Annotated in this window: 24 protein-coding genes; 8 read left to right on the top strand and 16 right to left on the bottom strand. The window is 66.2% G+C overall.

Annotated features, from left to right (window positions below):
* Window positions 1–1,007 (bottom strand): IS21 family transposase (istA, locus tag ACTG4K_RS17855; protein WP_439115573.1); only part of this gene is annotated, 1,007 nt, incomplete at its 3' end.
* Between the two features lie 629 nt (window positions 1,008–1,636).
* Between istA and ACTG4K_RS17850 the strand changes: the two genes are divergently transcribed.
* Complete coding sequence (locus tag ACTG4K_RS17850) at window positions 1,637–2,314, top strand: hypothetical protein (protein WP_439115572.1); 678 nt, start codon at window positions 1,637–1,639, stop codon at window positions 2,312–2,314.
* A gap of 30 nt (window positions 2,315–2,344) precedes the next feature.
* Here ACTG4K_RS17850 and ACTG4K_RS17845 read toward each other — a convergent pair whose 3' ends face one another.
* The 4 genes from ACTG4K_RS17845 to ACTG4K_RS17830 all read right to left on the bottom strand — a co-directional run bounded on the left by ACTG4K_RS17845 (window position 2,345) and on the right by ACTG4K_RS17830 (window position 4,832).
* Entirely contained in the window at window positions 2,345–2,527 is a 183-nt protein-coding gene (locus ACTG4K_RS17845) for a hypothetical protein (protein WP_439115571.1), read from the bottom strand.
* Window positions 2,528–2,633: 106 nt separating this feature from the next.
* The gene (locus ACTG4K_RS17840) at window positions 2,634–3,062 is read right to left on the bottom strand and encodes a hypothetical protein (RefSeq protein ID WP_439115570.1); all 429 of its coding nucleotides are present in this window, start codon (window positions 3,060–3,062) and stop codon (window positions 2,634–2,636) included.
* Complete coding sequence (locus tag ACTG4K_RS17835; RefSeq protein ID WP_439115569.1) at window positions 3,059–4,381, bottom strand: hemolysin family protein; 1,323 nt, start codon at window positions 4,379–4,381, stop codon at window positions 3,059–3,061. Before ACTG4K_RS17835 ends, ACTG4K_RS17840 begins: the two co-directional genes overlap by 4 nt.
* Before the next feature lie 121 nt (window positions 4,382–4,502).
* Window positions 4,503–4,832, bottom strand: a complete 330-nt coding sequence (locus ACTG4K_RS17830; protein ID WP_439115568.1) for a hypothetical protein — start codon at window positions 4,830–4,832, stop codon at window positions 4,503–4,505.
* A 60-nt stretch (window positions 4,833–4,892) separates the two neighbouring features.
* Between ACTG4K_RS17830 and ACTG4K_RS17825 the strand changes: the two genes are divergently transcribed.
* Complete coding sequence (locus ACTG4K_RS17825; RefSeq protein WP_439115567.1) at window positions 4,893–5,063, top strand: hypothetical protein; 171 nt, start codon at window positions 4,893–4,895, stop codon at window positions 5,061–5,063.
* A 175-nt stretch (window positions 5,064–5,238) separates the two neighbouring features.
* Here the strand turns inward: ACTG4K_RS17825 and ACTG4K_RS17820 are convergent, their stop codons facing one another.
* Window positions 5,239–6,141 carry an alpha/beta hydrolase gene (locus ACTG4K_RS17820; RefSeq protein WP_439115566.1) on the bottom strand — a complete coding sequence of 301 codons (903 nt, stop codon included), beginning with the start codon at window positions 6,139–6,141 and terminating at the stop codon, window positions 5,239–5,241.
* Between the two features lie 34 nt (window positions 6,142–6,175).
* On the bottom strand, window positions 6,176–7,564 hold the full coding sequence (locus ACTG4K_RS17815) for a Fic family protein (protein ID WP_439115565.1): 1,389 nt from the start codon (window positions 7,562–7,564) through the stop codon (window positions 6,176–6,178).
* A 250-nt stretch (window positions 7,565–7,814) separates the two neighbouring features.
* Between ACTG4K_RS17815 and dinG the strand changes: the two genes are divergently transcribed.
* Together dinG and ACTG4K_RS17805 are read left to right on the top strand one after the other, a co-directional pair.
* Complete coding sequence (gene dinG / locus ACTG4K_RS17810) at window positions 7,815–10,202, top strand: ATP-dependent DNA helicase DinG (RefSeq protein WP_439115564.1); 2,388 nt, start codon at window positions 7,815–7,817, stop codon at window positions 10,200–10,202.
* Window positions 10,203–10,315: 113 nt separating this feature from the next.
* Window positions 10,316–10,786: a CopD family protein gene (locus tag ACTG4K_RS17805; RefSeq protein ID WP_439115563.1), complete on the top strand. Its 471-nt coding sequence runs from the start codon at window positions 10,316–10,318 to the stop codon at window positions 10,784–10,786.
* A 64-nt stretch (window positions 10,787–10,850) separates the two neighbouring features.
* Here ACTG4K_RS17805 and ACTG4K_RS17800 read toward each other — a convergent pair whose 3' ends face one another.
* The 5 genes from ACTG4K_RS17800 to ACTG4K_RS17780 form a co-directional block, all read right to left on the bottom strand.
* On the bottom strand, window positions 10,851–11,909 hold the full coding sequence (locus ACTG4K_RS17800; RefSeq protein WP_439115562.1) for a metal-dependent hydrolase: 1,059 nt from the start codon (window positions 11,907–11,909) through the stop codon (window positions 10,851–10,853).
* Window positions 11,910–12,155: 246 nt separating this feature from the next.
* Complete coding sequence (locus tag ACTG4K_RS17795) at window positions 12,156–12,794, bottom strand: intradiol ring-cleavage dioxygenase (protein WP_439115561.1); 639 nt, start codon at window positions 12,792–12,794, stop codon at window positions 12,156–12,158.
* 41 nt (window positions 12,795–12,835) lie between these two features.
* Complete coding sequence (locus tag ACTG4K_RS17790; RefSeq protein ID WP_439115560.1) at window positions 12,836–15,535, bottom strand: bifunctional acetate--CoA ligase family protein/GNAT family N-acetyltransferase; 2,700 nt, start codon at window positions 15,533–15,535, stop codon at window positions 12,836–12,838.
* Window positions 15,532–16,164 (bottom strand): DUF502 domain-containing protein, encoded by a 633-nt coding sequence (locus ACTG4K_RS17785; RefSeq protein WP_439115559.1) that lies wholly within the window; start codon window positions 16,162–16,164, stop codon window positions 15,532–15,534. The genes ACTG4K_RS17790 and ACTG4K_RS17785 overlap by 4 nt, the downstream gene beginning before the upstream one ends.
* Before the next feature lie 120 nt (window positions 16,165–16,284).
* Window positions 16,285–16,938, bottom strand: a complete 654-nt coding sequence (locus ACTG4K_RS17780) for a hypothetical protein (protein WP_439115558.1) — start codon at window positions 16,936–16,938, stop codon at window positions 16,285–16,287.
* A gap of 146 nt (window positions 16,939–17,084) precedes the next feature.
* Between ACTG4K_RS17780 and ACTG4K_RS17775 the strand changes: the two genes are divergently transcribed.
* Window positions 17,085–17,465: a hypothetical protein gene (locus ACTG4K_RS17775; protein WP_439115557.1), complete on the top strand. Its 381-nt coding sequence runs from the start codon at window positions 17,085–17,087 to the stop codon at window positions 17,463–17,465.
* A gap of 40 nt (window positions 17,466–17,505) precedes the next feature.
* On the opposite strand, the gene rsmI is transcribed toward ACTG4K_RS17775, so the two are convergent.
* Window positions 17,506–18,441: a 16S rRNA (cytidine(1402)-2'-O)-methyltransferase gene (rsmI, locus tag ACTG4K_RS17770; protein WP_439115556.1), complete on the bottom strand. Its 936-nt coding sequence runs from the start codon at window positions 18,439–18,441 to the stop codon at window positions 17,506–17,508.
* Here rsmI and ACTG4K_RS17765 point away from each other — a divergent pair.
* Genes ACTG4K_RS17765 through ACTG4K_RS17755 form a run of 3 tightly spaced genes read left to right on the top strand, consistent with a single transcriptional unit; the run spans window position 18,441 to window position 20,192 of the window.
* A complete protein-coding gene (locus ACTG4K_RS17765; RefSeq protein ID WP_439115555.1) occupies window positions 18,441–18,881 on the top strand; it encodes a YraN family protein in 441 nt (146 codons plus the stop codon). The two genes, rsmI and ACTG4K_RS17765, sit on opposite strands and share 1 nt — an antisense overlap.
* A 28-nt stretch (window positions 18,882–18,909) precedes the next feature.
* Window positions 18,910–19,530 carry an SIS domain-containing protein gene (locus ACTG4K_RS17760; protein WP_439115554.1) on the top strand — a complete coding sequence of 207 codons (621 nt, stop codon included), beginning with the start codon at window positions 18,910–18,912 and terminating at the stop codon, window positions 19,528–19,530.
* Entirely contained in the window at window positions 19,527–20,192 is a 666-nt protein-coding gene (locus ACTG4K_RS17755; RefSeq protein ID WP_439115553.1) for a BON domain-containing protein, read from the top strand. The genes ACTG4K_RS17760 and ACTG4K_RS17755 overlap by 4 nt, the downstream gene beginning before the upstream one ends.
* 122 nt (window positions 20,193–20,314) lie before the next feature.
* On the opposite strand, the gene ACTG4K_RS17750 is transcribed toward ACTG4K_RS17755, so the two are convergent.
* The 3 genes from ACTG4K_RS17750 to ACTG4K_RS17740 all read right to left on the bottom strand — a co-directional run bounded on the left by ACTG4K_RS17750 (window position 20,315) and on the right by ACTG4K_RS17740 (window position 23,728).
* Window positions 20,315–21,217 (bottom strand): NAD(P)-dependent oxidoreductase, encoded by a 903-nt coding sequence (locus tag ACTG4K_RS17750; RefSeq protein WP_439115552.1) that lies wholly within the window; start codon window positions 21,215–21,217, stop codon window positions 20,315–20,317.
* A 161-nt stretch (window positions 21,218–21,378) separates the two neighbouring features.
* Entirely contained in the window at window positions 21,379–22,515 is a 1,137-nt protein-coding gene (locus tag ACTG4K_RS17745; RefSeq protein WP_439115551.1) for a PilT/PilU family type 4a pilus ATPase, read from the bottom strand.
* Between the two features lie 169 nt (window positions 22,516–22,684).
* The gene (locus ACTG4K_RS17740) at window positions 22,685–23,728 is read right to left on the bottom strand and encodes a type IV pilus twitching motility protein PilT (protein ID WP_439115550.1); all 1,044 of its coding nucleotides are present in this window, start codon (window positions 23,726–23,728) and stop codon (window positions 22,685–22,687) included.
* Window positions 23,729–23,753: the final 25 nt, after the last annotated feature.

Genomic DNA, 23,753 nt, shown 5'->3' with positions numbered 1-23,753 from the left:
CGCAGCACCACAGTCCCGGGGCGCGCGGCCTTGGCGTGGGTGCGCAGCAAGGCACCTGAGGCCAGATCCCGGATCTCGATGCGCTGGGCGTAGATGCGCACCAGCACCTTCGATCCAATGGCGGCCGGGCGCGCGGCGTAGCTGCTGTGATCCACCCTTACGCAGCTGTCGTCACAAACGGTGCGCACCGCCTCGTCGAAATACTGCATGCCCAGCAGCGGCAAGGGTTTGAGGTGAGACCGCTCTTCCTCGAACATGGCCTGTACCTGGCGCCGCTCGGTGCCGTGGATGCGCTTGGCCGCCCAGTTCTTCTCCCAGTGGGCGAGGAAGGTGTTCTGCTCCTCGATGGACTCAAAGCGCCGGCCCTTCAAGGCCGTGGCCTGGGTGTGGCCAATGGCGTGCTCCACCGTGCCCTTGCGGTTGGGATCGCGCACCCGTGCCGGGTCGGCCACCACGGCGTAGTGCGCCAGGGTGGCGGCGTAGACCCGGTTGAGATCGGGTTCGTACAGGTCGGGTTTGATGACGCCTTCCTTGAGGTTGTCCAGTACTACGTACTGCGGGCAGCCGCCGAAGTGTCGAAACGCCCGCTCGTGCAGCTCGGCCCAGATCTGGTGGCTGGACTTCCAGAGCACGCAGCGGAAACTGGCGCGTGAGTAGCGCAGCGTGGCCACGAACAGGCGGGGTTTGCGGTAGCGCTCGCTGCCGGGCACGCGGGTGGGCGCCCCCTCTCCGTAGTCCACCTGCATCTCCTCGCCTGGCAGGAAGCTCAGGCGGTCGAACTGCTCGGGCTCCTTGTGGCGCAGCTTGGCGCAGAACCGTTTGACGGAGTTGTACTGGCCGGCAAAGCCGTGCTGGTCGACCAGGTCCTGGTGGATGGCCGTGGCGTTGCGCTTGAGGCGCAGCTGGGCTTGGATGAACTCGCGGTGGGGTTCGCACAGGGAGGTGGCCGTCGGGGCTGAATTGGGTGGGGGAGCCGGTGGCCACCCCGGGGGAATTTGAACGTTCAGTCTCCCAGCGGCGCTGGTAACTCCTGATCGTCTTGCGATCGGTGCCTGTGATGCGGGCGATCTCGCGCTGCGTGGTGTTGCGCTCCAGCAGCGTATAGACCGTGGCGCGTTGGTTGGGTTTCAAGACATTCACTCCTTGGCCTTCCTTCGGGGAAGACCAGAACAAACGTCCTGCCTACGGGTGCCGGCGGCGCTGGCGTTTACCCCCTGTCCCCGATCAACTCAGGTGGGGGAGTTTGAGGTGGCCATGAGTGGAGGAATTTGGGTGGCCATCAGGGTCCTGTACGGCGACAGGTTCACTCAGCCCGCTCAAGGGGGTGCCAAATGAAAGGATGGAATCTCGTCATGCGAGGGCTCAACCGGGGGCGCCTCCGGCGCCCTGGCAGGGGCCTGAGCTTGAATAAAATTTACCCATCAGCCCATTTCTGAAACCGCCTCACACACAGAAATCCTGACACTCCCCTACGTCAAATCCCGCTGCTTCGAGCCCTTCCCCTTCCCCCTCCGAAGACACTGGCCTCACCCCCGAACTCACCGAGCGCATCCGCACGCTCGCCGAGCAGCTGGACGCGCACCGCAAGGCGCGCCAAGCGGCGTTTGAGTCGGTCACGCTCACGGGGCTTTACAACGTGCTGGACAAACTGCGCCGCGCCGAACCTCTGGCACCCAAAGACAAGGCGCTCCACGAACAAGGCCTGGTGAGCGTGCTGCAGAGCCTGCACGACGAGCTGGACGCCGCCGTGTTGCAGGCCTACGGCTGGAGCGACCTGGGCCCCGTGCCCTGGGCCGACGAGGCCGCCCGAGCCGCGTGGACCGAAGCCCTGCTGGAGCGGCTGGTGGCGCTGAACGCGCAACGCGCCGCCGAAGAAGCGGCGGGCACCGTGCGCTGGTTGCGCCCCACGTTTCAAGACCCGGCGCGGCGCGCGGCGGCTGCGGCCGTCCCGGCCCCGCAGCCGGCGCAAACCGGCATCGACGGGGTCGAAACGAAAGCCGAGGCCGAAGCCCGCGCCGACGAGGCCGAGGCTGCGGCCGCTGTGGCGGGCCACGAAGCAGGCGGCCCGGCCAAGCCACAGGCCGTGGCAGCGGCCACCACCGCCCAGCCCTGGCCACCCACGCTGCCCGAGCAGGTGCGCGCCGTGGCCCAACTGCTGGGCGCCAGCCCGGCGCCGCTGGCGCTGCCTGCCATAGAAGCCGCGTTCAAAGGCAAAGGCCCGTGGAAGAAGGGTTTGCCCCGCATTCTGGACACGCTGGAGGCCTTGGGCCGCGCGCAGCGGGTGGACAGCGCAGGGGGCGGTTGGCGGGGCTGACCGGCTCCGGGCTGCGTGGGGCTGCGCCCATCAGATCGCAATGAAAAGCATCAACCAGAAAAGCGCAGCCCCGAGCACCCAGGCGGGCCGTTGCGGTGCGCGCCCGATGGCAGACACGATGAACAGGTTGTAGGGTAGCGGCAGCAGGTGCGCGGCGAGCACCCAGGGCAGGGGCGTGTCTTGCGCTAGCAGCACCAGGGCCAAGCCGGTCATGAGCAAGTTCAGACACGTGCCGACGATCAGCAGGCGCGCGCCAGAACAGTGCGCGCCAGCCGTACCAGCGCTGGGTGACCGCGGTTTTGAGGGTGGGCAGCACCGTTCAGCAGAAGCCCTGCACACAGTCCAGCAACCATTTCATTTGGGTGGCTTCGGTCCAGCTGGCGCCTTCGAGCAAGGTTGCATGTTGTTCGCCTGGTCGGTCTGGGCGGGTCAGTTGCACGCTGTAGGTGTTACCGTAGGCGCTTGGCTGAAGGGTGGTTTCGGTCCCTCGCAGCGCCATCATTGCTGGGTCTTTTTCCCAAAAATGGCGTGGGGTGTATGTCTTCAGCACACAGCCGTCCATAAGCCGGAAATGGGTCCTGTGGTCCACGTTCTTGCTTTCGCCCAGCTGGTCCATGGCGGCCAGGGTTGCATCTTGGCTCATGCCGTAGTTCAGAAACAGGGGGTCGCTCTGGTTGTCATAGCCTTCCGTGCAGGCGCTCAGCGCCAACAGGGCGGCTGCGGCCAATGCGGGCCAGCTTCGTGTCATGGGTTGGCCACTGGGTCCGTGCTCTGAGGCGCGTTGGGGTCCAGTGGGGTGGCAAGCACTTTGTCGATGGTGCGGCCGTCCATGTCCACGATCTCAAAGCGCCAGTGTTCCCAATCGACCTTGTCGCCCTCCTTGGGCAGGCGTCCGGTCAGCAGCATCATGAGGCCGCTGAGGGTGTGGTAGCGGCCGCGTTCTTCGTCGGGCACGGCGTCGAGCGCCAGTCGGTCTTTGAGTTCGGGCACCGGAATGTGGCCGTCCAGCAGCCAGGTGCCGTCGTCGCGCTGCACGGCCCAGGAGGTTTCGGGGTCGCGCGGGCTGAACTCGCCGGTGATGGCTTCAATCAGGTCTTGCAGTGTGACGATACCCTGGACTTCGCCGTACTCGTCGATGACGAACGCCATCTGCCCGCCAGACTGGCGGAAGTTGTCGAGCAGTTCCATGCCGGTGATGGTTTCGGGCACGTACAAGGGGTCTTGCAGCGGCTGGGTGGTCAGCTCGCGCTCAATGCCGCGCAGCGCCTGCGAGAGCCACTTGCGTGCGTTGACCACGCCCACCACGTCGTTGAGCCCACCGCGCACCACGGGGAAGCGCGCGTGGTCAGACGCTTCTACGCGGGCCATGTTGACTTCGAAGGTTTGCTCCAGATCGAGCGTGACGATGTCGCTGCGCGGCACCATGAGGGAGCCGATCTGCCGGTCGTCGAGCCGGAACACGTTGCGCACCATGGCGTGTTCGTGCGACTCGATCACACCCGCGCTGGTGCCTTCTTCCAGCATGGCGTGAATCTCTTCTTCGGTCACGGCGTTGGCGTTGCCTTGCTGAACACCCAGCACGCGCAGCAGGCCTTTGGTGGAAAGCGACAGCAGCACGACAAAGGGTTTGGTGGCCATGGCCAGCCAGTTGATGGGCCGGGCCACGAGGCGCGCCAACAGCTCGGGGTTGGACTGGCCGATGCGCTTGGGCACGAGTTCGCCGACCACGATGGAGAAGTAGGTGATGACCACCACCACCAGGCCGGTGGCGGCGAGCTGGCTGTATTGCTCGGCCACACCCACGGTGGCCAGCCACACGGCCAGCGGTGCTGCCAGAGCCGCCTCGCCCACAATGCCGTTGAGCACGCCGATGGAGGTGATGCCGATCTGGATGGTGGATAGGAAGCGCGTGGGGTCTTCGCCGAGCTTGACGGCCGCCGCAGCGGCGCGGTCGCCCTCGTCAATGCGTTTCTGCAGGCGCGCCTTGCGGGCGGTGACGAGCGCGATCTCGGACATGGCGAACAGGCCATTGAGCAAAATGAGTGCGAACAGTAAGGCGATTTCCATGGGGTGAAACAGAGAGAGGGTCGAGCGAAGCAGCACAGGCAACAGCCGTTCCCACGGCCAATGGTCGGGACGGCAGGTTGAAAAGTGCGGGAGTGCGACGCGAATGCGTCGGGAAGCGGGCTCAGGCCGGCTGCGGTGGGCGGAGCAAGGCTTCTGAAAATGGCGCGGGAGAGACTCTGTGGACCCAAGCGATGTGGGCCGGGGCCAGGCTCCGGGTGGCTTCGGATGGGGTCCTGTCAAGCAAGCTGTCGGGCAGGTCGGGCAACTCGTCCAGCAGCCCATGCGCCTGATCAACCAGGCCTTTGCCTTGGATAGACTGCACGTCAGCCACTGACACAGAAACCGAGGGCCGGTCCGCAGGCTGGCGTTCATGCAGGTGTCCCATGACGGCAAAACCCGCGATGTTCCAGAACAGTTGCAGCACAAAGACTGCCATTAACCAGCGGCGCATGATGCCCAAATTGTAAGCAGTCTGGACCCTATGAGCCGAGCCATTCCGCACAACCACAGAGTGCCTCCGCCCAGCCCAGCCCAGCCCTGGCAGGGCATCCGGCCCGAGCAGGTGCGCGCCGTGGCGCAATGTGTGGCGGGGCAGGAGCGCTTCTCGACGGCTTGGGCCGAAGTCAACACCTTGGGCGCCCGGATGGGGCCATGTTCGGTGAAGGCGGTGGCGGCGTTTTAGAAAATCTGCGCTTGCCAAGGGCGTCACAGTTGGTGACCACCTCGGCGTTGATGGTGACTATGGCGTCGCGCACAAGCTGGGTGCGCGGTTCGATACGGCCCACCGTGACGGTGTTGCTGTATGGCGGCTTCCCTGGTTGTGCACCGCTGCTGTGGCGGGCGCAATGCATGCTCAATCAATGAGCCAGACCGCCCGCAGGTACGACGCGTTGACGGGCTTGCGCCAGGAAGTCGAGCACCGCTTGCTCGGCCTGCGCCACGTCGGCAAAGCTTTCGTGCGTGCCGTCGAGTGCCAGCAGGCGCACCGGGGCGTTGCCTTTGTGGGCCATGAGCTGTTGCGCGTCGGCCAGGGGCACGGTGGTGTCTTGCGCGCCGTGCAGCAGCAGCACCGGGCAGCGCGCCTGCGGCAGCGTGGCCAGCGGGGCGATGCGGTCGAAGCGGGTGCCAATGACCCATTCCACATAGCGGTTGACCAGCCAGCCCAGCGGCCAGTAGGGCACGCGGTACGCGGCGAGCCAGCGGCGCATGACCTGTTCGGGGTGGGCGAAGGCGCTCACGCTCACGGCAGCGGCCAGCCCCGGCCGGCGCGAAGCCACCAGCAATACCGCCGCGCCGCCCACCGAATGGCCGAGCGCGGCCAGGCGCTGCGGGTTCACTTCGGGCTGGGCGGCGAGCCAGTCGAGCGCGCGGTCCAGGTCGTCGGCAAAGCGGGGCAGGGAGCTGTGGTCGTCGCGGCTGCTGCGGCCGTGGTTGCGCGATTCGGGCAGCAGCACGGCGTAGCCTGCGGCGTGCAGGGCCCGCGCCGCAGGCAGCAGGGTGCTGGCATTGCCGCCCCAGCCGTGCATGAGCGCCACGGCAGGCGCTGCGCCAGTTGGCGCCAGCGGCGGCACATACCAGGCAAACAGCCGCAGGCCGTTGGGCCCGTTCAGGTGCACGCTGCGGGCGGGCAGGCCCAGCTCGGCGGGCTGGGTGCCGGCCACGGTGGCGGTGGGGGCCAGGCCCCAGCGCAGCAGCTGGCGCGCGCCCAGCAGGGCGGCACCGGCCAGGGCGAGCGAGAGGACGAGCGGGTTGAGCGTCATGCGGGTGTTGTCGGTAATGGGGTCTGATTCAGGCTCATTCAGGTGCCCGCGCCTGCCGCCAGGCCACCCATTCCGACGGCCGCAGCCCGTAGCGCGCCAGCACGCCTTCGTGCAGGCGGTGCAGCTCTTCTTCAATGAGGCCTTGCACGGTGGCGCGGTCAAGGCTGGGCACGCTGGCGTTGACGGCTTGTACGATGGTGCTGGGTGGATGCTGTTCGGGGTGCTGCACCACCCGGCGCACGGTGGTTTTGATGAGGTCGCGCCAGGCCAGGCGCAGCGGGTCGGGTTCGCTGAGTTCCTGGCGGATGGCCAGGTACTCTTGTGTGGAGCGTTCGTAGGCCCACACATACAGGTCGCGCAGCAGCTCAATGCGTGTCATTTCGTACACGCCCAGCACGGCCCGGCGGTAGGCGGGTTCGGGCACGTCCACAAAGGTCAGCGGGCAGAGGTTGGCCTTGAACAGCGGCAGGTTGGCCGCCAGCCGAGAGGTGCGTTTGTTGATGTCTGCAAAGGGCTGCAGATAGGGCAGGTGCACCATCATGAAGAACGATTGCTCAAACGGGTCGGCAATCTGGCGGGCTTGGGTGAGCAGCAGGTTGAGCTGGTGGTCAATCTGTTGGGGGACCGACAGCGGGCGGTAAACGGACAGGCCGATGTCCACCGCGTGCTGGCGCACCCGGCCTTCGTCGGCGGGGTTGGGCAGCAGGTTTTCGGCCAGGGAGCTGTGCAGGTTGAGCAGGGTGTAGCGGTCAAAGCCCACGCTGTCGATGTTGCCCACCAAAAACTCGATGGCCGCCTTGTGGTTCAGGATCATCTGGGTTTCGATGGCGGGTTTGCCACGGGCGGCGGTGCCGTGCTCAATTAGCTGGCGGGTGTCCAGGCGCGAATAGGTGTTGCCTTCCAGGTGGCTGGAGGCCCAGGAGAGGTCGATCAGCAAGCGGTTCAAAATGGCGCGGCTGTAGGTGCCAGCGGGCGCTTGCGCTTGGCCCGGTGCGGTCCGGCCCAAGCGGTGCAAATGCCTGCGCAGGGCTTCGGGCAGGTAGCTCGTCTGGTTGGGCTGGTAGGCCGCCAGAAAGTCGGTTTGGTAGCCCACCGGCTTGCGCGCGGTGGGCGCTTGCTCGACGTAGGCCAGGATTTCCTGCCCCTCAGGCGACAAGGCCACGCTGCCCGCCAGCAGGTCGGCCACCGTTTCACGCACTGCAAACGCGGGCGTGGCCGCGGCGTGTGCTGCGAACGTGGACACCTGGTAACGGCGCGCCCGGGCATTGCCATCGGCCCGCACCAGGCCGGCGGCCACCAGCTGCGCCAGCTGGCGCTGCGCGCTTCGGCGCGGCAATGTGGGGTGCAGCGCCAACAGCTGCGCCAGGCTCAGGCTGCTAGCGCTGGCTTGAAGGCTTTGTAAAAGGCTGGTTTCGTGTTTCATGGGCGCTATTTAACAGGTGTTTGGCGCGATTTTGCGCAAAAACTAGACATGGCGCCAGCGCAATTTCCATTATCGCGCCAATTATTGCGCCAAAATCGCTGCGTCCATCGCGCCAAATGCCGTTGGGCGAAACGGTTGCCACCTTGGGGTGGGCTGGCAGAAGGTGGGTGGCCGCGCAAGCCGCTGGCATCGGTCTGGGACAATGCGCGCTCGGTTCCCGTCCTCCCCTTCTCCCTGCTGTCAGCCCCGCATGCCTCAAGCCTCTGAATCCACCGCCGCTGAATCCGCCACGCCCGACGCGCTGCCCACTGGCCCGTTGGCGCGCGAGGCGTTGGCGCTGGCCGCGTTTGACCACATGGTGTCTCACGCCAGCGGCTTCAGGGCCCGGCCTGGCCAGCGCGAAATGGCTGCACTCATTGCCCACACGCTCAGCGGCGTGAGCCTGGGCGATGGCTCGGTGAGCGGCGAGGCCGGTTTGCCCGAGCGCGGCATTGCGGTGGTGCAGGCCGGCACGGGCGTGGGCAAGTCGGCGGCGTATGCGTCCACCGTGATTCCGCTGGCGATGGCGCAGCAAAAGCGCGTGATCATTTCCACCGCCACGGTGGCGCTGCAAGAGCAGCTGATCGCCAAAGACCTGCCGGCGCTGGCGGCGGCGCTGCCCGAGCCGTTCACCTTTTCCCTGGCCAAAGGGCGCGGGCGCTATGTGTGCCGCCTGAAGCTGGACCAGCTGAGCGGCGGCGACGCGGCCAGCGCCGACCTGTTTGAGAGCGACGACGCGCCGGCGGCGGCCGACGAATCGGCCGCTGGGGTGGCGGCGCACACCGTGGCCACCGCGGCGGCGAGCGCCCGCCAGGCCGAGCGCTGGGGCGAGCGCGCCAAGCAATACCTGCAGTGGACGCACCAGCTCGACAGCGGCGCCTGGGACGGCGACCGCGACCGCCTGGACGAGCCGCCCGAGGGCGATGTGTGGAGCCCGGTGGCGGCCGAGCGCCACAGCTGCACCGCGCGCCACTGCCCCAGCTACAACAGCTGCAGCTACTACCAGGCGCGGGCCAAGCTGGCGCAGTCGCAGGTGATTGTGGTCAATCACGACCTGCTGCTGGCCACGCTGGGCCTGCACGCGCTGCCCGCGCCCGAAGACTGTTACCTGGTGTTTGACGAAGCGCACCACCTGGGCGCCGTGGCGCAGGGGCAGTTCACCGCGTCGATGGACTTGATGCGCACCCAGTGGCTCGACCGCCTGCCGCGCGCGGTGGACGAGGTGGCCGGCGCGCTACAACACACGCCCAACGCCGACGTGGCCACACTGGCACGCGAGTTGAAGGCCGCGCAGGGCGAGCTGGCGCGCATGGCCATGGCGCGCATGGGCGACAACCCCGACTGGCTGGCCCTGACCGGCCGCGCGCCGGCGCGCTCACCCGCGCGCGGTGGCTTTGCGGGTGCGCCCGCACGGGGCGGTTTTGCCGAAGGCGGCGCCCCGGTGGTGGACCGCTTTGAAGGCGGCGCGCTGCCGCCCGACTGGCTGGAAACCGTGGCCCGGCTGCACGCCAACGCCAGCGCGTTGCTGAAGGTGTTTGAAGCGCTGGCCACCCAGCTCAAGGCCAACGCCCGCGACAACCCGGGCGACGCCGCCCGCTGCGCCAAGCTTTACAGCCGCCTGGGCGTGCTGGCGCCGCGCCTGCAAAGCGCGCAAGAAACCGCCACGCTGTGGCTGCAAGAACCGGCTTCTGGCGACCCCGGCCAGCCCCGCCAGGCGCCGCTGGCCAAGTGGCTCGAAGCCGGCATCAGCCACGGGCTGGTGACGCTCACCGCGCACGCCTGCCCACTGCAGCCCGGCAGCCTGCTGCGCAACCAGCTCTGGAGCAAGGTGCGCGGGGCGGTGGTCACGTCGGCTTCGTTGGTCACTTGCGGCGGGTTTGAGCATTTTCTGCACGAGTCGGGCCTGGCGTATGACGACGCGGTGGTGGCGCGCGAGGTGCAAAGCCCGTTTGACCACGCGCGCCAGGGCCGCCTGGTGGTGGTGCAGACGCAGGCCGACCCGAAAGACGTGGAGGCCTACACCCGCGAAATGCTCGACGCGCTGATGACCGATCTGGTCGAGGTGCAGCGCGGTGCGCTGGTGCTGTTTACCTCCAAAGCGCAAATGCGGCGCGCCCAAGAGCTGCTGGAGCGCGGCTTGCACAGCGACCTGCGCGACAAGGTGCTGGTGCAGGGCGACGCCTCGCGCACCCAGCTGCTGCGCCAACACGGCGAGCGCGTGGCGGCGGGCAAGCCGTCCATCTTGTTTGGCCTGCAGTCGTTTGGCGAAGGGCTCGATTTGCCGGGCGAGCTGTGCGAATGGGTGTTCATCACCAAGCTGCCGTTTGCCTCGCCCAGCGACCCGGTGGGCCAGGCCCGCGCCGACTGGCTGAAAAGCCAGGGCCGCGACCCGTTCAGCGAACTGGTGGTGCCGGCCACCGGCGCGCGCCTATTGCAGTGGACGGGTAGGGCCATCCGCGCCGAGACCGACGAAGCGGTGGTCGTTTGCTACGATGCCCGGCTGCTGCGCCAGTCTTATGGCCGGCGCATGCTCAAGGGCCTGCCGCCGTACCGGCTGCAGCGCCGCCAAAACGGCGTGTTGTCGGATGTGAGCGCCTGAACACCCCTTTGCATTGCGCCGTTGAACGTTTTGCAAGCGGGCGGGTCTTCCAGGTTCGCCGCGCATCCCGTGCGATTTGAAAACCCTGTTCCACCCTCAACGAGAACCCACAGATGATTTACGCCACCCTCAAATTGCTTCACGTCCTGGCCATTGTGGTGTGGATCGGCGGCATGGTGTTTGCCCATTTCTTCTTGCGTCCGGCTGCCATGCAGCTGGAAGCCCCCGTGCGCGTGCGCCTGATGCACGCCACACTGCAGCGCTTTTTTGCCGCCGTGCTGGTGGCCATCGGGGTGGTGCTGGCCAGCGGCTTGTGGATGATCGGGCGCGTGGCCAAAGAGTCTGTGCAAGCTGGTCTGGGCTTCAACATGCCGCTGAACTGGACCATCATGGCCACGCTCGGCATCATCATGATGCTCATCTTTGGTCACATCCGCTTTGCCCTGTTCAAGCGCCTCAACAAGGCCGTGGCTGCCAGCGACTGGCCCGCCGGTGGCGCCGCGTTGTCGAGTATCCGCACGGCGGTGGGCATCAACCTGGCGCTGGGCGTGGTGATCATTGCGGTCACGTTCTGGATGGCTTGAGGCGGTGTTGCAGGCGCTTTGAAATGAGCGGCGGTTTCGCGCCTGCCCCCATCCCAACCCCCCCCTACAACCGGGGCAGTGCCACGTCGTTGCCCCACATGCGCTGCCACAGCCACGGCAGGGCCGTGCCGATGTCGAGGCGCATGCTTTGTTGCACCGGCAGGTGTTGGCCGCTGGCGCGGGCGGGTGCGCTGCCCAGGTCAAAACGGAAGGTGTAGGCGGGTTCCTGGCCCATGCGCAGGTCGGTCACAAACAAGCGGCCGTCGGTTTCGGACAGGCTGTAAAACCCGTGGGTGAATGCCGCCATGCGCGCCACCGAAGGGTCGTTGCGGTGCTCGGCGATCAGCGCCGCACCGCGGTCGTGCGCGGTCCAGGTGATGCGCCGGCCGTTGTCGAAAAGTGAGTAGTGGCCTTCAAAGTACTGCGTGGGGGTGGTTGCCACCAGGCGCCAGAGCACGGTGTTGAAGGGCGACGGCGTGACCAGCAGGCCTTGGGCATCGATGTTTTGGGCGGCCAGCGAGGCGCGTGCCACCTGGGTGGCGTGTTGTTGGGCGCCGAAGCTCCAGGCCAGGTACAGCGTGCTCAGGGCCACGCCGGCCAGGTTCCAGCGCAGACCGCGCACGCTTTTGAGCCGCAACGCAGCCACCACGCCCACGATCAGCGGCACGGTGTAGAGCGGGTCGATGATGAAGATGCTGCCCACGCCAAACGGGTGGTCGGTGAACGGCTGCAGCAGCTGGGTGCCGTATACCGTCATGGTGTCGAGCAGAGGGTGGGTGAACAGCACCAGCCACAGGGCAAGCCACCAGCGCAAAAACGTTGGTCCGTGCTGCGGGTCATGTTGCAAGGTGCTGCTTGCCGCTGGCGCGCTGGGGTTCCGGTGGACGCGCGAAGCCACCCACGCGAGCACTGGCGATGCCACCGTGAGCAGCAGCAGCGAGTGGCTTTCGGCCCGGTGGCGCGTCATGTTGAGGATGGCGTTGCCGTGGTCGATGAACGCGTCGAGGTCGGGCAAGGTGCCCGCCACCGCGCCCCACAGGGCAGCTTTCCACACGGCGGTGCGCCGGCCCATCACGGCCACGCTGACAGCCGAGCCGAGGGCGATTTGGGTCAAAGAATCCATGGGGTGAGCTTAGTGGCACAACGCAAACGGTATGCGTCGCGGGGATATGCAGCGTGGGCAATGATCTTCGGCTCAAGGCGCGACCGGTGTGAAATGCCTCCGCCCAGGATGCCGCTGGCGGTGGGTGGGCTGACCGACTTGCGGCGGGAAATGCCCCAGTCCAGGATGCCGCGGAACCGGCTTGGCCGGGCCGCAGGCATCGCCCCCTGGGGGGTGACGCCGCAGGCGGCGCGGGGGGATCTCTTTCTAGGCCTGCACGATGATGGGAAACGTGGCTTTCGCGCCGTCAGTGCCCGGTACAAAAGGCACGGTCAGCGCGGCACGGCCTTCGGCGTTGAGGCGGCGCCACAGAAAGTCGCGTTCGTTGCCGGGGTCGCCGGCCACATAGAGTTGGGTGGTGAGCAGGTCTTGGCCGTCGAGCTGCACTTTGACGTGGATGTGTGGCGTGCGCCCGCTGTAGGGTGCAGGCCGCAGGGTACGGAAGCGGTAGCGGCCGTCGCGCCCCACGGCGACCTGGCCGAAGCCTTGAAAGGCCGGGTCGGCTTTGCCGCCGTCGCCGGGGTGGTGGTAATGGCCCGCCTGGTCGCACTGCCAGATTTGCACCACCGCACCCGACACCGGCACACCGCGCGTGTCGGTCAGCACGCCTTCGACCCACGCCGGTTGGCCTTTCCCGTAGGTGGCGCGGCCGTTGCGCAGCAGGTCAAAGTCGCTGTCGGCGGGCAGGGCCACGGGGTAGAACGGGCCTTCGGTCTGGCTGGGTGTGGGCCGCAGCGCCGATTGCGCCAGCGCGGGCGTGAGCCAGGCCGGTGCGGCGGTGGCGGCGAGCACCGAAGCGCCCCCCACAAGCAGGTGGCGGCGGGAGGGGCTGGGCACATTCGGCATGGCGGCATCCTTTCTGGGTGGGGCACCGCTGCCGTTTGGTATCAAACAGTGCGGGCGTCGGCGTTGGCCTGGGTTTGTAGTTCCAGCGACACGTAGCGCACCTGGTGGTCACCCGGGTCGCTGGGGCTGCTGCGTTCTTGGAAGCCCAGCGCCTGCGCAAGTTCCAGCATGCCGGTGTTGATGCGCAGCACCGTGCCCACGAGGCGCTGCGTGCCCCGGGCGCGCAGGTGCTCGATCATTTTGCTCATGAGCCGGTGGCCCAGGCCGCTGCCTTTCAGGTCGGAGCGCACGATGACGCCGAACTCGGCGTTTTCATTGTCTGGGTCCACCGACGCGCGCACCGCGCCCAGGGTTTCTTCGCTGCCATCGGACAAGGGCCGGGTGGCAATGAAGGCCATTTCGCGCGCGTAGTCGATCTGGGTGAGGCGGGCCAGTTCGCTGTGTTCGATGCTGCGGCGGCTGTAAAACACACGCAGGCGAATGTCCTCCGGGTCCAGCTGCTCCAGAAAACGGCGGTGTTGGGCTTCGTCTTCCGGGCGAATGGGGCGCAGCGTGATCGCTTCGCCCTGCCAGGCCCAGCTTTCCACCAGATGCTGCGGGTAGGGCTGAATGGCAAAGTGCGCCGCACCCGCCGGCCGTGCGGCCGACAGGCGCACCCGCGCGTCCAGCGCCACTGCGCCCTCGTGGTTGGCCAGCAGGGGGTTGATGTCCAGCTCGGCCAGTTCGGGCACATCAACCAGCAGCTGCGAAACAGCCACCAGCACCTGTGCAATGCCGTTCACGTCGGCGGCGGGCTCGTCTCGGTAGCCCTTCAGCAGTTTGGCAATGCGGGTGCGCTGAATTTGCGCCAGCGCCAGCGGGGTGTTGAGCGGGGGCAGGGCGAGTGCGCGGTCGGCCAGCACTTCCACCGCCGTGCCGCCAGCGCCAAACAAGATGACGGGGCCAAAAATGGGGTCCACGCTGGCGCCGATGATGAGTTCGTGGGCGTGTTTTTTGCGCACCATGGGCTGCACGGTGAAGCCCTGCACTTCGGCATCGGGCCGCAGCGCGCGCACACGCTCCAGCATGGCGGCGCACACCTCGCGCAGCTCGCTGGCGTTGCCAATGTTCAGGCGCACGCCACCCACGTCGCTCTTGTGGCTGATGGTGTGCGACAAAATTTTGACCACCACGGGGTAGCCCATGGCGTCGGCGGCGGCCACGGCGTCAGTGGGGTCGGTGCCGACGATTTGGGTGGGCACCACCGGCAGGCCAGCTGCCGCCAGAAAGTCTTTGGCTTCGGGCTCGGTCAGCAGTTCGCGACCGCTGCTGAGCACGGCTTCGACGATGGCGCGCAGGCGCGGCAGGTCCACCGGCTGGGCGGCGCTGCGCGCGGGTGGGGTCTGCAGCAGCGCTTCCTGGTGAAGGCGGTAGGTGCGCAGAAACGAAAACGCGCGCACCGCTTCTTCGGGCGTGTTGAAGTCGGGCACGCCCGCCTGGCGAAAGGTGTGGCGCGCCTGGGCCACCGCGGTGTCGCCCAGCCAGCAGCCCATCACCCGCCGGGGCTGCGCCGTGACTTGCGGCAGCAGCGCCTGCGCAATGTTGGTGCTGGGCACGATGGCGGTGGGTGCGTGGATGAACAGCACGGCGCTGTCGGTCTCGTGCGAGAGCGCTTCCAGCGCAGCCTGGTAGCGCGTGGCGGGCGCGTCGCCAATGATGTCCACCGGGTTGGCTCGCGACCAGTTGGCGGGCAACACGGCATTCAGGCGGGCCAGCAAGGCGTTGTCCAGCTCGGCCAGCGGCACGCCCTCTGCGGCCGCAGCGTCGGCCGCCATCACGCCGGCGCCGCCGCCGTTGGTGAGCACGATCAGTTGGCCGGAGGGGCCGTCGCGAAAGCGCGAAAGCGTTTCAGCAGCCAGAAACAGCTCGTGCAGCGTGTCTACGCGCAGCATGCCGGCGCGGGCAATGGCCGCGTCAAACACGGCGTCAGACCCGGCGAGCGCGCCGGTGTGCGAAGCGGCGGCCTGCTGGCCCGCCGCCGAGCGCCCGGCCTTGACCACGATCACCGGCTTGTTGCGGGCGGCGGCGCGCGCGGCCGACATGAATTTGGGTGCCTCGTTGATGCTTTCGATGTAAAGCAGGATGGAGCGGGTTTTGGGGTCGCTGCCCAAAAAGTCGAGCATGTCGCCAAAGTCCACGTCGGCGCGTTCGCCCAGCGAGACGAAATGCGAAAACCCGATGCCGCGCGAGCCGGCCCAGTCGAGCATGGCGGTGACCAGCGCGCCCGACTGCGACACAAAGGCCAGGTCGCCCGGTAGCGCGCCCATGTGCGCGAAGCTGGCGTTCAGGCCCAGGTGGGGCACCAGCATGCCGATGCAATTGGGCCCGAGGATGCGCAAGGTGTGCACCCTGGCGGCGTCCAGCATGGCTTGTTTTTGGGCTTTGTCGAGCCCGGCGGTGACCACAATGGCGGCGCGTGTGCCGCGCGCACCGAGGGCCGCAATGAGCGGCGCCACAGTGCTCGCAGGGGTGCAGATCACGGCCAGGTCGGGCGCCTCGGGCAGGGCTTCTGCGCTGGGGTAAGCGGCGCTGCCATTCAAGTGGCTGTGTTTGGGGTTGACCGGGTAGAGCCGGCCGCGGTAGCCGCCGCTGCCCACCAGGTTGCGCCACACCGTGCCGCCCACGCTACCAGGGCGCTCGGAAGCGCCAAAAACCGCCACCGAGGCGGGGGCAAACAGGGCGTCGAGGTGGCGGATGCTCATGGTTGGGCGCTTTCCTGGGGGGCTGGGTTTCCGCTGCCTTTTTCGCTGCGGTTGGAGGACATGAAGGCGATCAGCGCCGAGCGCATGGCTTCCTCCACCGTCATGTCGATCGGGGTGGTCCAGCTACGTGGCACAAACACGGTGTACCCGCCGATCATGTAACCCATGGGCAGGTACACGGCCACATGGTCTTCCAGCTCGTTCAGCCCTCGGGCCAGGCCCTTCATGGACTGGCGCGTGACCAGGCCCACGGTGGACAGTTCACCACCCGGCATGCGCAGCAGCACCACTTGCTGGGCGTCTTTTTCGTGCGGGGCGAAATAGTCGGCAAAGTTCTTCAGCGACGAATAAATGCTTTTCACCACCGGCAGGTTGGTGAACGGCAATTCCACCCAGGAGAGCAGTCGCGCGGTGTAGGGCTGCGAGATCAGAAAACCCAGCCCCATGATGAGACCGGCGCCCAGCACAATGCCCAGCCCGGGCAGGTAGAACTCCCCGATCACGGGCCGGATCAGGGCCATGGCCACGCCCTCGGTCCAGGTGACAAACAGGAACAGCACGTAAACCGTCAATGCCAGAGGCAAAAACGTGATCAGGCCGCGAAAAAAGTATTGGTAAATCGGTTTCATGACAGGCAGTAAAAAAGCCACGCGCCGAATGCGCGCAGCCATTTCTCAGCATATCAGCCGGTCACCTTGCCCGCATGACAGACCGCTGCGCGGTGCTCTCAAGCACCGCTTACCGCGCCGTCAGGGCGTGCCGCGTACCAGGTCGAGGGTGGCGGTCATGCGCCCGGCAAACACCAGGTCAAGTTGTGCGCCGGTGCGGCTGTTGTTCACCGTGACGCCGGGTTGTCCTGCCGGTTGGGTGGCTTTTAGGCGCAGCAGGCCGTCTGGCCACTGAAAGGCCAGGCGGGCCTGCATGGGCAGGTAGCCGTCGAGGTAGCGGCGCATCAGCGGCCCGGCGTGCAGGCGCCAGGTGTGTTCGTCCACCCGCTCCAGGGCTTTGGAGGTGAGGTTGATGCAGGCGCTGCCGCCGCGCTTGACCTGGGTCAGTTCCACCAGGTGGCCCTGCACCTGCGCACGCTCCACGCCCTCGGTGGACGCAATTTCAATGCGCTGAACCCGCTGGGGATTGAAGGCGATCACGATTTTGGCGTTCGGGTCGAGTTGGTGGTGGCAGGTGGTCAGCTGCACCACGCCGCTGGAGAGGCTGTCGTCGCTGATCTGTACCTGCGAGGCGTAGTGGTAGGCGCCTGGGTCCGGGCGTTCGCCCAAAAAGCGCAGCTCGCCTTCCAGCGCCACATCGGACAGCTCCAGCGCCTGGACCGCCATGGGCAAGGTCAAGGTCAAGGCCAGTAGCAACAGCGGTCGGTAAAGGCGTTCGGGTCGGGCAAGTGCCATGGGAGACTCCAGAAAATGCTTGCAACCGGGGGGCTTGTCCCCATGTAATAGGTGTTTATGCCTCTGAGCGGTCCATTGTTGGACAAATCGGCCAGCCTTGTGCCGATCCTTGCGGAACTCCACTGGCCCGTCGGGCTCTTTCTACTATGAATGGTTTTTCTGACTTTTTGGGCCGCGTGGTCAGCGGTATCTTCAAGCTGGTGCTTGGTCTGGCGTTCACCATCTTTGTACTGAGCCTTTTGCTGGCCTTGCTGGCGGTGGTGCTGGTGGCGTCGCTGTGGGCACTGTTGACCGGGCGCAAGCCGGCGCCGGTGGTCATGTTCAACCATTTTCGCCAGACCTCGCGGCACTACGCGGGCGGTGTGTGGCCGGGTCGCGCTGGCGCAAGCCACCCCACTGCGCGCGGGGCTGACCTGGGCGATGTGGTGGATGTGCAGGCACAGGAAGTGCCTGAGCCGGCGGCCCCCGGCAGTGCCAGCGGTGCGCCGCGTTCGGGCAATGACCCCATGGCGCGCATGTTGCCTTGAGGCTGCGGCGTCTGCGGTGCGCCCAGGCACCGCAGACCGTTCAGTCGGCTTCAGCCTGACGGTCTTTGCGCCGGGCCAGGGCCGCTTCGTACAGCGTGTTGCGTGGCTGGCCGGTGATGTCGGCACACAGCTTCACGGCGGTTTTCAGCGGCAACTCCGTCAGCAGCAAGTCCAGCGTGCGCTGGGTGGCAGTGTCCAGCGCACCGGCCTCGGCTTTGTCGGCGGCTTGCGGATGCACCAGCAACACAAATTCGCCTCGGGTGCGGTGGGCATTGGCCTGCAGCCATGCCGGGAATGACGCGGCGCTCAGGTGCGCCACTTCTTCAAACTGCTTGGTCAGCTCGCGCCCCACGGTGAGCATGCGCTCGCCCAGGGCGGCCAGGTCTTTGGCCAGCGCTTCAATGCGGTGGGGCGCTTCCAGGAGCACGCAGGCCCGGGCGTCGTCTGCCATGTGCTGCACCTCGCGCTGGCGCTCGGCCGCTTTGGGCGACAAAAAACCCGCAAACACAAACCGACCGTCCCAGCCACCGGTGCGCGGTGAGCCCGCCACGCTCAGCAGCGCGGTGATGCTGCTGGCACCGGGAATGGGCACGCAGCGCAAACCCGCCGCCGTCACGGCCGACACCAGTCGCGCGCCGGGGTCGCTCACGCCGGGCGTACCCGCGTCGCTTACATAGGCCACGCGCTGGCCTTCTTGCAGGCGCTGCACCACGGTTTGCGCGGCCTCGGCTTCGTTGTGTTCGTGCAGTGCCAGCAGTGGCTTGTGCAGCCCGTAGCCTTGCAGCAGGCTGGCGGTGTGGCGTGTGTCTTCGCAGGCCACGGTGTCGGCCAGCGACAGCACCTGCAAGGCGCGCAGCCCGATGTCGGCCAGGTTACCGATGGGCGTGGCGACCATGTACAGCGCGCCCTGCGGATAATGCTGGTGAGCGGCTGCCTCGCGCGCGGCGGCCAACAGGGATGGAGTGCTTGCAGACAATGTGGTTTTCCAGAAAACAGGAGGCACCAGAGCCAGCCTTGACGACAACCAAGGGACTGGGCGATGCCGCAGAAGACATGGCGCTGGCGCATTTGCAGCGCCACGGTTTGGCGCTGGTACAGCGCAATTTCAAAACCCCGGGCCGGGGCGGCGGCGAGGTCGATTTGATTATGCGCGAGCCCGACGGCACGCTGGTGTTTGTCGAGGTGCGCCAGCGGGCCAGCGTCCGCCAGGGCGGTGCCGGTGCCAGCATCACCGCCACCAAACAACGCCGCATCGTGCTGGCAGCGCGGCACTTTTTGCTGCGGCTCGGATCAGAACCCCCATGCCGGTTTGATGTGGTGCTGATCCACGGGCGGCTGGCGCCGCAACCTGATGCGCCAGAGCCCCTGCACATCGACTGGCTGCGTGCGGCTTTTGATGCATCCGCAAGCTTTTGATACACCCCCTGACCGCTATGATCGCCCCATGCTTTTGCAACGAATACAACAACAATTCATCGACAGCGCCGACCTGAAATACCAGTGCGCGCAGTCACTTGCCCCGGTGGTCGAATCGGCCACCACCGCTGTGTTGGTCAGTGTCACCGGCGGTGGCAAGGTGCTGGCGTGCGGCAACGGCGCGTCTGCCGCGGCGGCGCAGCACTTTGCTGCCAGCTTCATGGGCCGCTACGACCGCGAACGCCCCGAGCTGGCTGCGTTTTCGCTCTCGGCCGACGCCGCCGTGCTCACCGGCATTGCCAACGATTTCGATGCCCGTGCCGTGTACGCCCGCCAGGTGCGGGCCTTGGGGCAGGCTGGTGACGTGTTGCTGGTGCTGTCCACCAGCGGCAATTCGGGCAACTTGCTGGCGGCGGTGGAAGCGGCGCACGAGCGCGACATGACCGTGGTGGCCCTCACCGGCGGGCGCGGTGGCCGCCTGGCGCAAATGTTGCGCGACACCGATGTGCTGGTGTGCGTGCCCCACGACGTGCCGGCCCGGATTCTGGAGGTGCACCACATGGTGTTGCACTGTATTTGCGACGGTGTAGACGCCCAGCTGCTGGGGCTGCCCGACGCGTTGAGCAACGAACAGGAGAACCCTGCATGAAGTCCATTGAGCCCACCCGCTGGAGCCGTGTCGCGGCCACCACGCTGACCGCTGTGCTGTTGGGGGCTGCGGTGTCTGCCTGTGCACCGCTCATGGTGGGTGGGGCCATGACCGGCGCTTTTGTGGTCACCGACCGCCGCACCTCGGGCGCCCAGGTGGAAGACCAGGGCATCGAACTGCGGGCGGCCAACCGCTTGCGTGAACAGATTGGCCAACGCGGCAACGTGTCCGTCACCAGCTACAACCGCCAGGTGCTGCTCACCGGCGAGGTGGCCAGCGAGCAAGACAAGGCGCTGGCCGAAACCGTTGTGGCCGGTGTTGAAAACGTGCGCAGCATCGTCAACGAACTGGGTGTGCTGGGCGCTTCTTCGCTCACCCAGCGCTCGTCAGACACCTTGGTCACGGGCCGGGTGAAGGCCGCCATGATCGATGCCCGCGATTTGTCGGCCTCAGCCACCAAGGTGGTGACGACCCGCGGCACGGTGTACCTGATGGGCCGCCTCACCCAGCGCGAGGCCGACCGTGCCACCGAAATCACCCGCAACACCCAGGGTGTGCAGCGCGTGGTGCGCGTGCTGGAAATCATCAGCGAAGAAGAGCTGGCGCGTCTGTTGCCCCAGCCAGCGCCAGCGCCAGTGAAAGATGCGACGCCCTCCAAATAAAGGTCCAAGCGAAGCGACGGTCGCCCGAGGGGATGTTCTGCCAAGGCGTCTTGGAACCGGCTTGGCCGGGCCGCCAGCGCCGCCCCCTGGAGGGTGACGGCGAAGCCGGCGAGGGCGCTCCGTTACTTCAAGCGTTTGATCAGGCTGGACGTGTCCAGTCGGTTCCCGCCCATGGCTTGCACGTCGGCATAAAACTGGTCCACCAGCGCCGTCACGGGCAGCCGCGCGCCGTTGCGCTTGGCTTCATCCAGCACCAGCCCCAGGTCTTTGCGCATCCAGTCCACCGCAAAGCCGAAATCAAACTGGTCGGCCACCATCGTCTTGCCGCGGTTGTCGAGCTGCCAGCTCTGCGCGGCGCCCTTGCCGATCACGTCCAGCACCTGGTTCATATCCAGGCCGGCTTTTTGCCCGAACGCAATGGCTTCCGACAGGCCTTGCACCAGCCCGGCAATGCAGATCTGGTTGACCATTTTGGTCAGCTGGCCTGCGCCGCTATCACCCATGAGGGTGAACGCCCGCGAGAACGCCATGGCCACTGGCTGTACCGCATCAAACGCTTGGGCATCGCCCCCGCACATCACCGTGAGCAGCCCGTTTTGCGCGCCCGCCTGGCCGCCGGAAACAGGCGCGTCCACGAAGGCCAGGCCCAGGTTCTTCGCGGCGGTGTACAGCTCGCGCGCCACGTCGGCCGAGGCGGTGGTGTGGTCCACAAACACCGCACCCGGTTGCATGCCGGCGAAGGCACCGTCCGCTCCCAGCGTGACCGAGCGCAGGTCGTCGTCGTTGCCCACACAGCAGAACACGGCGTCTGCACCGGTGGCCGCTTCACGCGGCGTGCCTTTTGCTGTTCCACCAAACTCGGCCACCCAGGCCTGCGCCTTGGCCGGCGAGCGGTTGTACACGGTGACCGAATGTCCGGCTTTTGCCAGGTGCCCGGCCATGGGATAGCCCATGACGCCCAGGCCCAGGAAAGCGACTTTTTTGGGCGCAATGGTTTCGTAGATTTTGGTGGCGATGCTGCTCATGCAAGAAATCCTGAAGTTAAGGCTAGGAGTATCGCGAAACGCGCGTGCCCAAGTCCAGTCGGCGTGAAATGTTTCAGCCAGCACGCGATGGAACAGGCTCAGCCGGGGCACTCTCCGTGCTCCCCTGAGCAGGTCGCGCGAAGCGCGGCCGGGGTGTAGCTCTAAACAATCGTCAGGTGCTCGGTGCCCGCGGCCAGGTCTTGGGTCTTCGCGCGCTGGCTGTTGAGCTTGATCTGCAGACGCAGGTCGTTGAGCGAGTCGGCGTTGCGCAGGGCGTCCTCAAAGGTGATGATGTTGGCCTCAAATGCATGGAACAACGCCTGGTCAAAGGTTTGCATGCCCATGTTGTTGCTCTTTTTCATGATCTCTTTGATCTCGGCCACATCGCCTTTGAAGATCAGGTCGGAGATCAGGGGCGAGTTCAGCATCACTTCCACGGCGGCGTGGCGGCCTTTGTTGTCCTGGCGCGGAATCAAGCGCTGCGACACCAGGGCGCGCAGGTTGAGCGACAGATCCATCAACAGTTGCGGGCGGCGGTCTTCGGGGAAGAAGTTGATGATGCGGTCCAGCGCCTGGTTGGCGCTGTTGGCGTGCAGCGTGGCCAGGCACAGGTGCCCGGTTTCTGAAAACTGGATCGCGTGCTCCATGGTCTCGCGGTCGCGGATCTCGCCCATCAGGATCACGTCGGGCGCCTGGCGCAACGTGTTCTTCAGTGCCGCCTCCCAGCTGTCGGTGTCCAGGCCCACCTCGCGCTGCGTGATCACGCAGTTTTTGTGCGGGTGCACGAACTCCACCGGGTCTTCAATGGTGATGATGTGGCCGTGGGTGTTTTCGTTGCGCCAGTCGACCATGGCCGCAAGCGTGGTGGATTTACCAGATCCCGTGGCTCCCACGATGATGCACAAACCGCGTTTGGACAGCACCACGTCTTTCAGCACTTGGGGCAGGCCCAGCTTGTCGATGGTGGGCAACACGGCGGGAATGGTTCGCAGCACCATGCCGACCTTGCCTTGCTGAATGAAGGCGCTCACGCGGAAGCGGCCGATGGCCGGCGGCGAGATGGCGAAGTTGCATTCTTTGGTGCGTTCGAACTCCGCCGCCTGCTTGTCGTTCATGATGGCGCGCGCCAGCGCCAGGGTGTGCAGCGCGTTCAGTGGCTGAGGTGACACCTTCACCACCTTGCCGTCCACCTTGATGGCGGGCGGGAAGTCGGCGGTGATGAACAGGTCGCTACCGGCTCGGCTCAGCATGAGCTTGAGCAGGTCGTTGATGAATTTGGATGCCTGGTCGCGTTCCATGAAGGACTACCTTGTTTGAAAAACCTTGTTCACGTCCCGGAGCGTGGGACATGCTGGAAGCAGGTACGCCAGCCCAGAACGCGGCGGAACCGGATTTGCCTGGCTGCACGCGTGGCCCCCTGGGGGTATGCGGCTACGCGCAGCGAGCAAGCAACGGGGGATAGCACATCTACCCCGGGAAATTCTCAGGAATCTTGGCCTTGCTGCGCGCTTCGGCTGGGCTGATCACGTTGCGCTTGACCAGTTCCGAGAGGTTCTGGTCCAGCGTCTGCATGCCCACGCCACTGCCGGTCTGGATGGCCGAATACATCTGGGCCACCTTAGCTTCACGGATCAGGTTGCGAATGGCGCTGGTGCCCAGCATGATTTCATGCGCCGCCACCCGGCCACTGCCGTCTTTCACCTTGCACAGCGTTTGCGAGATCACGGCCACCAGGGACTCGGACAACATGGCGCGCACCATGTCTTTTTCTTCGGCCGGGAACACGTCAATGATCCGGTCAATCGTTTTGGCGGCGCTGGAGGTGTGCAGCGTGCCAAACACCAGGTGGCCGGTTTCGGCCGCCGTCATGGCGAGCCGGATGGTCTCCAGGTCGCGCATCTCGCCCACCAGAATCGCGTCGGGGTCTTCACGCAGGGCCGAGCGCAGCGCGTTGGAAAAGCTCAGCGTGTGTGGCCCCACTTCGCGCTGGTTCACCAGGCACTTCTTGGACTCGTGCACGAATTCCACGGGGTCTTCCACCGTCAGGATGTGGCCGTACTCGGTTTCGTTGAGGTGGTTCACCATGCCGGCCAGCGTGGTGGATTTGCCCGAGCCGGTGGGGCCGGTCACCAGCACCAGGCCGCGCGGACGCAGGGCCAGGTCGCCAAAAATCTTCGGCGCGTTGAGCTGCTCCAGCGTGAGGATCTTGCTGGGAATGGTTCGGAACACCGCACCAGCGCCGCGGTTGTGGTTGAAAGCGTTGACGCGAAACCGCGCCAGACCTTCGATCTCGAACGAGAAGTCGCACTCCAGAAACTCTTCGTAGTGCTTGCGCTGGCTGTCGTTCATGATGTCGTACACCATGCTGTGGACCATCTTGTGGTCCAGCGGTTCGACGTTGATGCGGCGCACGTCGCCATGCACCCGTATCATGGGTGGAAGACCGGCCGAGAGGTGAAGATCGGATGCTTTGTTCTTGACGCTGAAAGCGAGCAGTTGCGTGATATCCATCCCGGGGTCCCGTGCTGTGTTGGTA

The sequence above is a fragment of the Hydrogenophaga sp. genome (assembly GCF_965657535.1).
Taxonomy (GTDB): Bacteria; Pseudomonadota; Gammaproteobacteria; order Burkholderiales; family Burkholderiaceae_C; genus Hydrogenophaga.
Note: the sequence above shows the minus strand (reverse complement) of the source record. Positions and strands in the feature narration are given on the sequence as shown.

Excerpts from the sequence above, each read along its gene's own strand:
- ACTG4K_RS17780 (WP_439115558.1), bottom strand. The coding sequence starts at position 16,938 with ATGGCACTTGCCCGACCCGAACGCCTTTACCGACCGCTGTTGCTACTG.
- ACTG4K_RS17760 (WP_439115554.1), top strand. The coding sequence starts at position 18,910 with ATGCTTTTGCAACGAATACAACAACAATTCATCGACAGCGCCGACCTG.
- ACTG4K_RS17755 (WP_439115553.1), top strand. The coding sequence starts at position 19,527 with ATGAAGTCCATTGAGCCCACCCGCTGGAGCCGTGTCGCGGCCACCACG.
- ACTG4K_RS17790 (WP_439115560.1), bottom strand. The coding sequence starts at position 15,535 with ATGAGCATCCGCCACCTCGACGCCCTGTTTGCCCCCGCCTCGGTGGCG.
- ACTG4K_RS17815 (WP_439115565.1), bottom strand. The coding sequence starts at position 7,564 with ATGAAACACGAAACCAGCCTTTTACAAAGCCTTCAAGCCAGCGCTAGC.
- ACTG4K_RS17750 (WP_439115552.1), bottom strand. The coding sequence starts at position 21,217 with ATGAGCAGCATCGCCACCAAAATCTACGAAACCATTGCGCCCAAAAAA.
- ACTG4K_RS17785 (WP_439115559.1), bottom strand. The coding sequence starts at position 16,164 with ATGAAACCGATTTACCAATACTTTTTTCGCGGCCTGATCACGTTTTTG.
- ACTG4K_RS17840 (WP_439115570.1), bottom strand. The coding sequence starts at position 3,062 with ATGACACGAAGCTGGCCCGCATTGGCCGCAGCCGCCCTGTTGGCGCTG.
- ACTG4K_RS17805 (WP_439115563.1), top strand. The coding sequence starts at position 10,316 with ATGATTTACGCCACCCTCAAATTGCTTCACGTCCTGGCCATTGTGGTG.
- ACTG4K_RS17745 (WP_439115551.1), bottom strand. The coding sequence starts at position 22,515 with ATGGAACGCGACCAGGCATCCAAATTCATCAACGACCTGCTCAAGCTC.
- ACTG4K_RS17835 (WP_439115569.1), bottom strand. The coding sequence starts at position 4,381 with ATGGAAATCGCCTTACTGTTCGCACTCATTTTGCTCAATGGCCTGTTC.
- ACTG4K_RS17795 (WP_439115561.1), bottom strand. The coding sequence starts at position 12,794 with ATGCCGAATGTGCCCAGCCCCTCCCGCCGCCACCTGCTTGTGGGGGGC.
- ACTG4K_RS17830 (WP_439115568.1), bottom strand. The coding sequence starts at position 4,832 with ATGCGCCGCTGGTTAATGGCAGTCTTTGTGCTGCAACTGTTCTGGAAC.
- ACTG4K_RS17775 (WP_439115557.1), top strand. The coding sequence starts at position 17,085 with ATGAATGGTTTTTCTGACTTTTTGGGCCGCGTGGTCAGCGGTATCTTC.
- ACTG4K_RS17820 (WP_439115566.1), bottom strand. The coding sequence starts at position 6,141 with ATGACGCTCAACCCGCTCGTCCTCTCGCTCGCCCTGGCCGGTGCCGCC.
- ACTG4K_RS17765 (WP_439115555.1), top strand. The coding sequence starts at position 18,441 with ATGTGGTTTTCCAGAAAACAGGAGGCACCAGAGCCAGCCTTGACGACA.
- dinG (WP_439115564.1), top strand. The coding sequence starts at position 7,815 with ATGCCTCAAGCCTCTGAATCCACCGCCGCTGAATCCGCCACGCCCGAC.
- ACTG4K_RS17800 (WP_439115562.1), bottom strand. The coding sequence starts at position 11,909 with ATGGATTCTTTGACCCAAATCGCCCTCGGCTCGGCTGTCAGCGTGGCC.
- ACTG4K_RS17740 (WP_439115550.1), bottom strand. The coding sequence starts at position 23,728 with ATGGATATCACGCAACTGCTCGCTTTCAGCGTCAAGAACAAAGCATCC.
- ACTG4K_RS17845 (WP_439115571.1), bottom strand. The coding sequence starts at position 2,527 with ATGACCGGCTTGGCCCTGGTGCTGCTAGCGCAAGACACGCCCCTGCCC.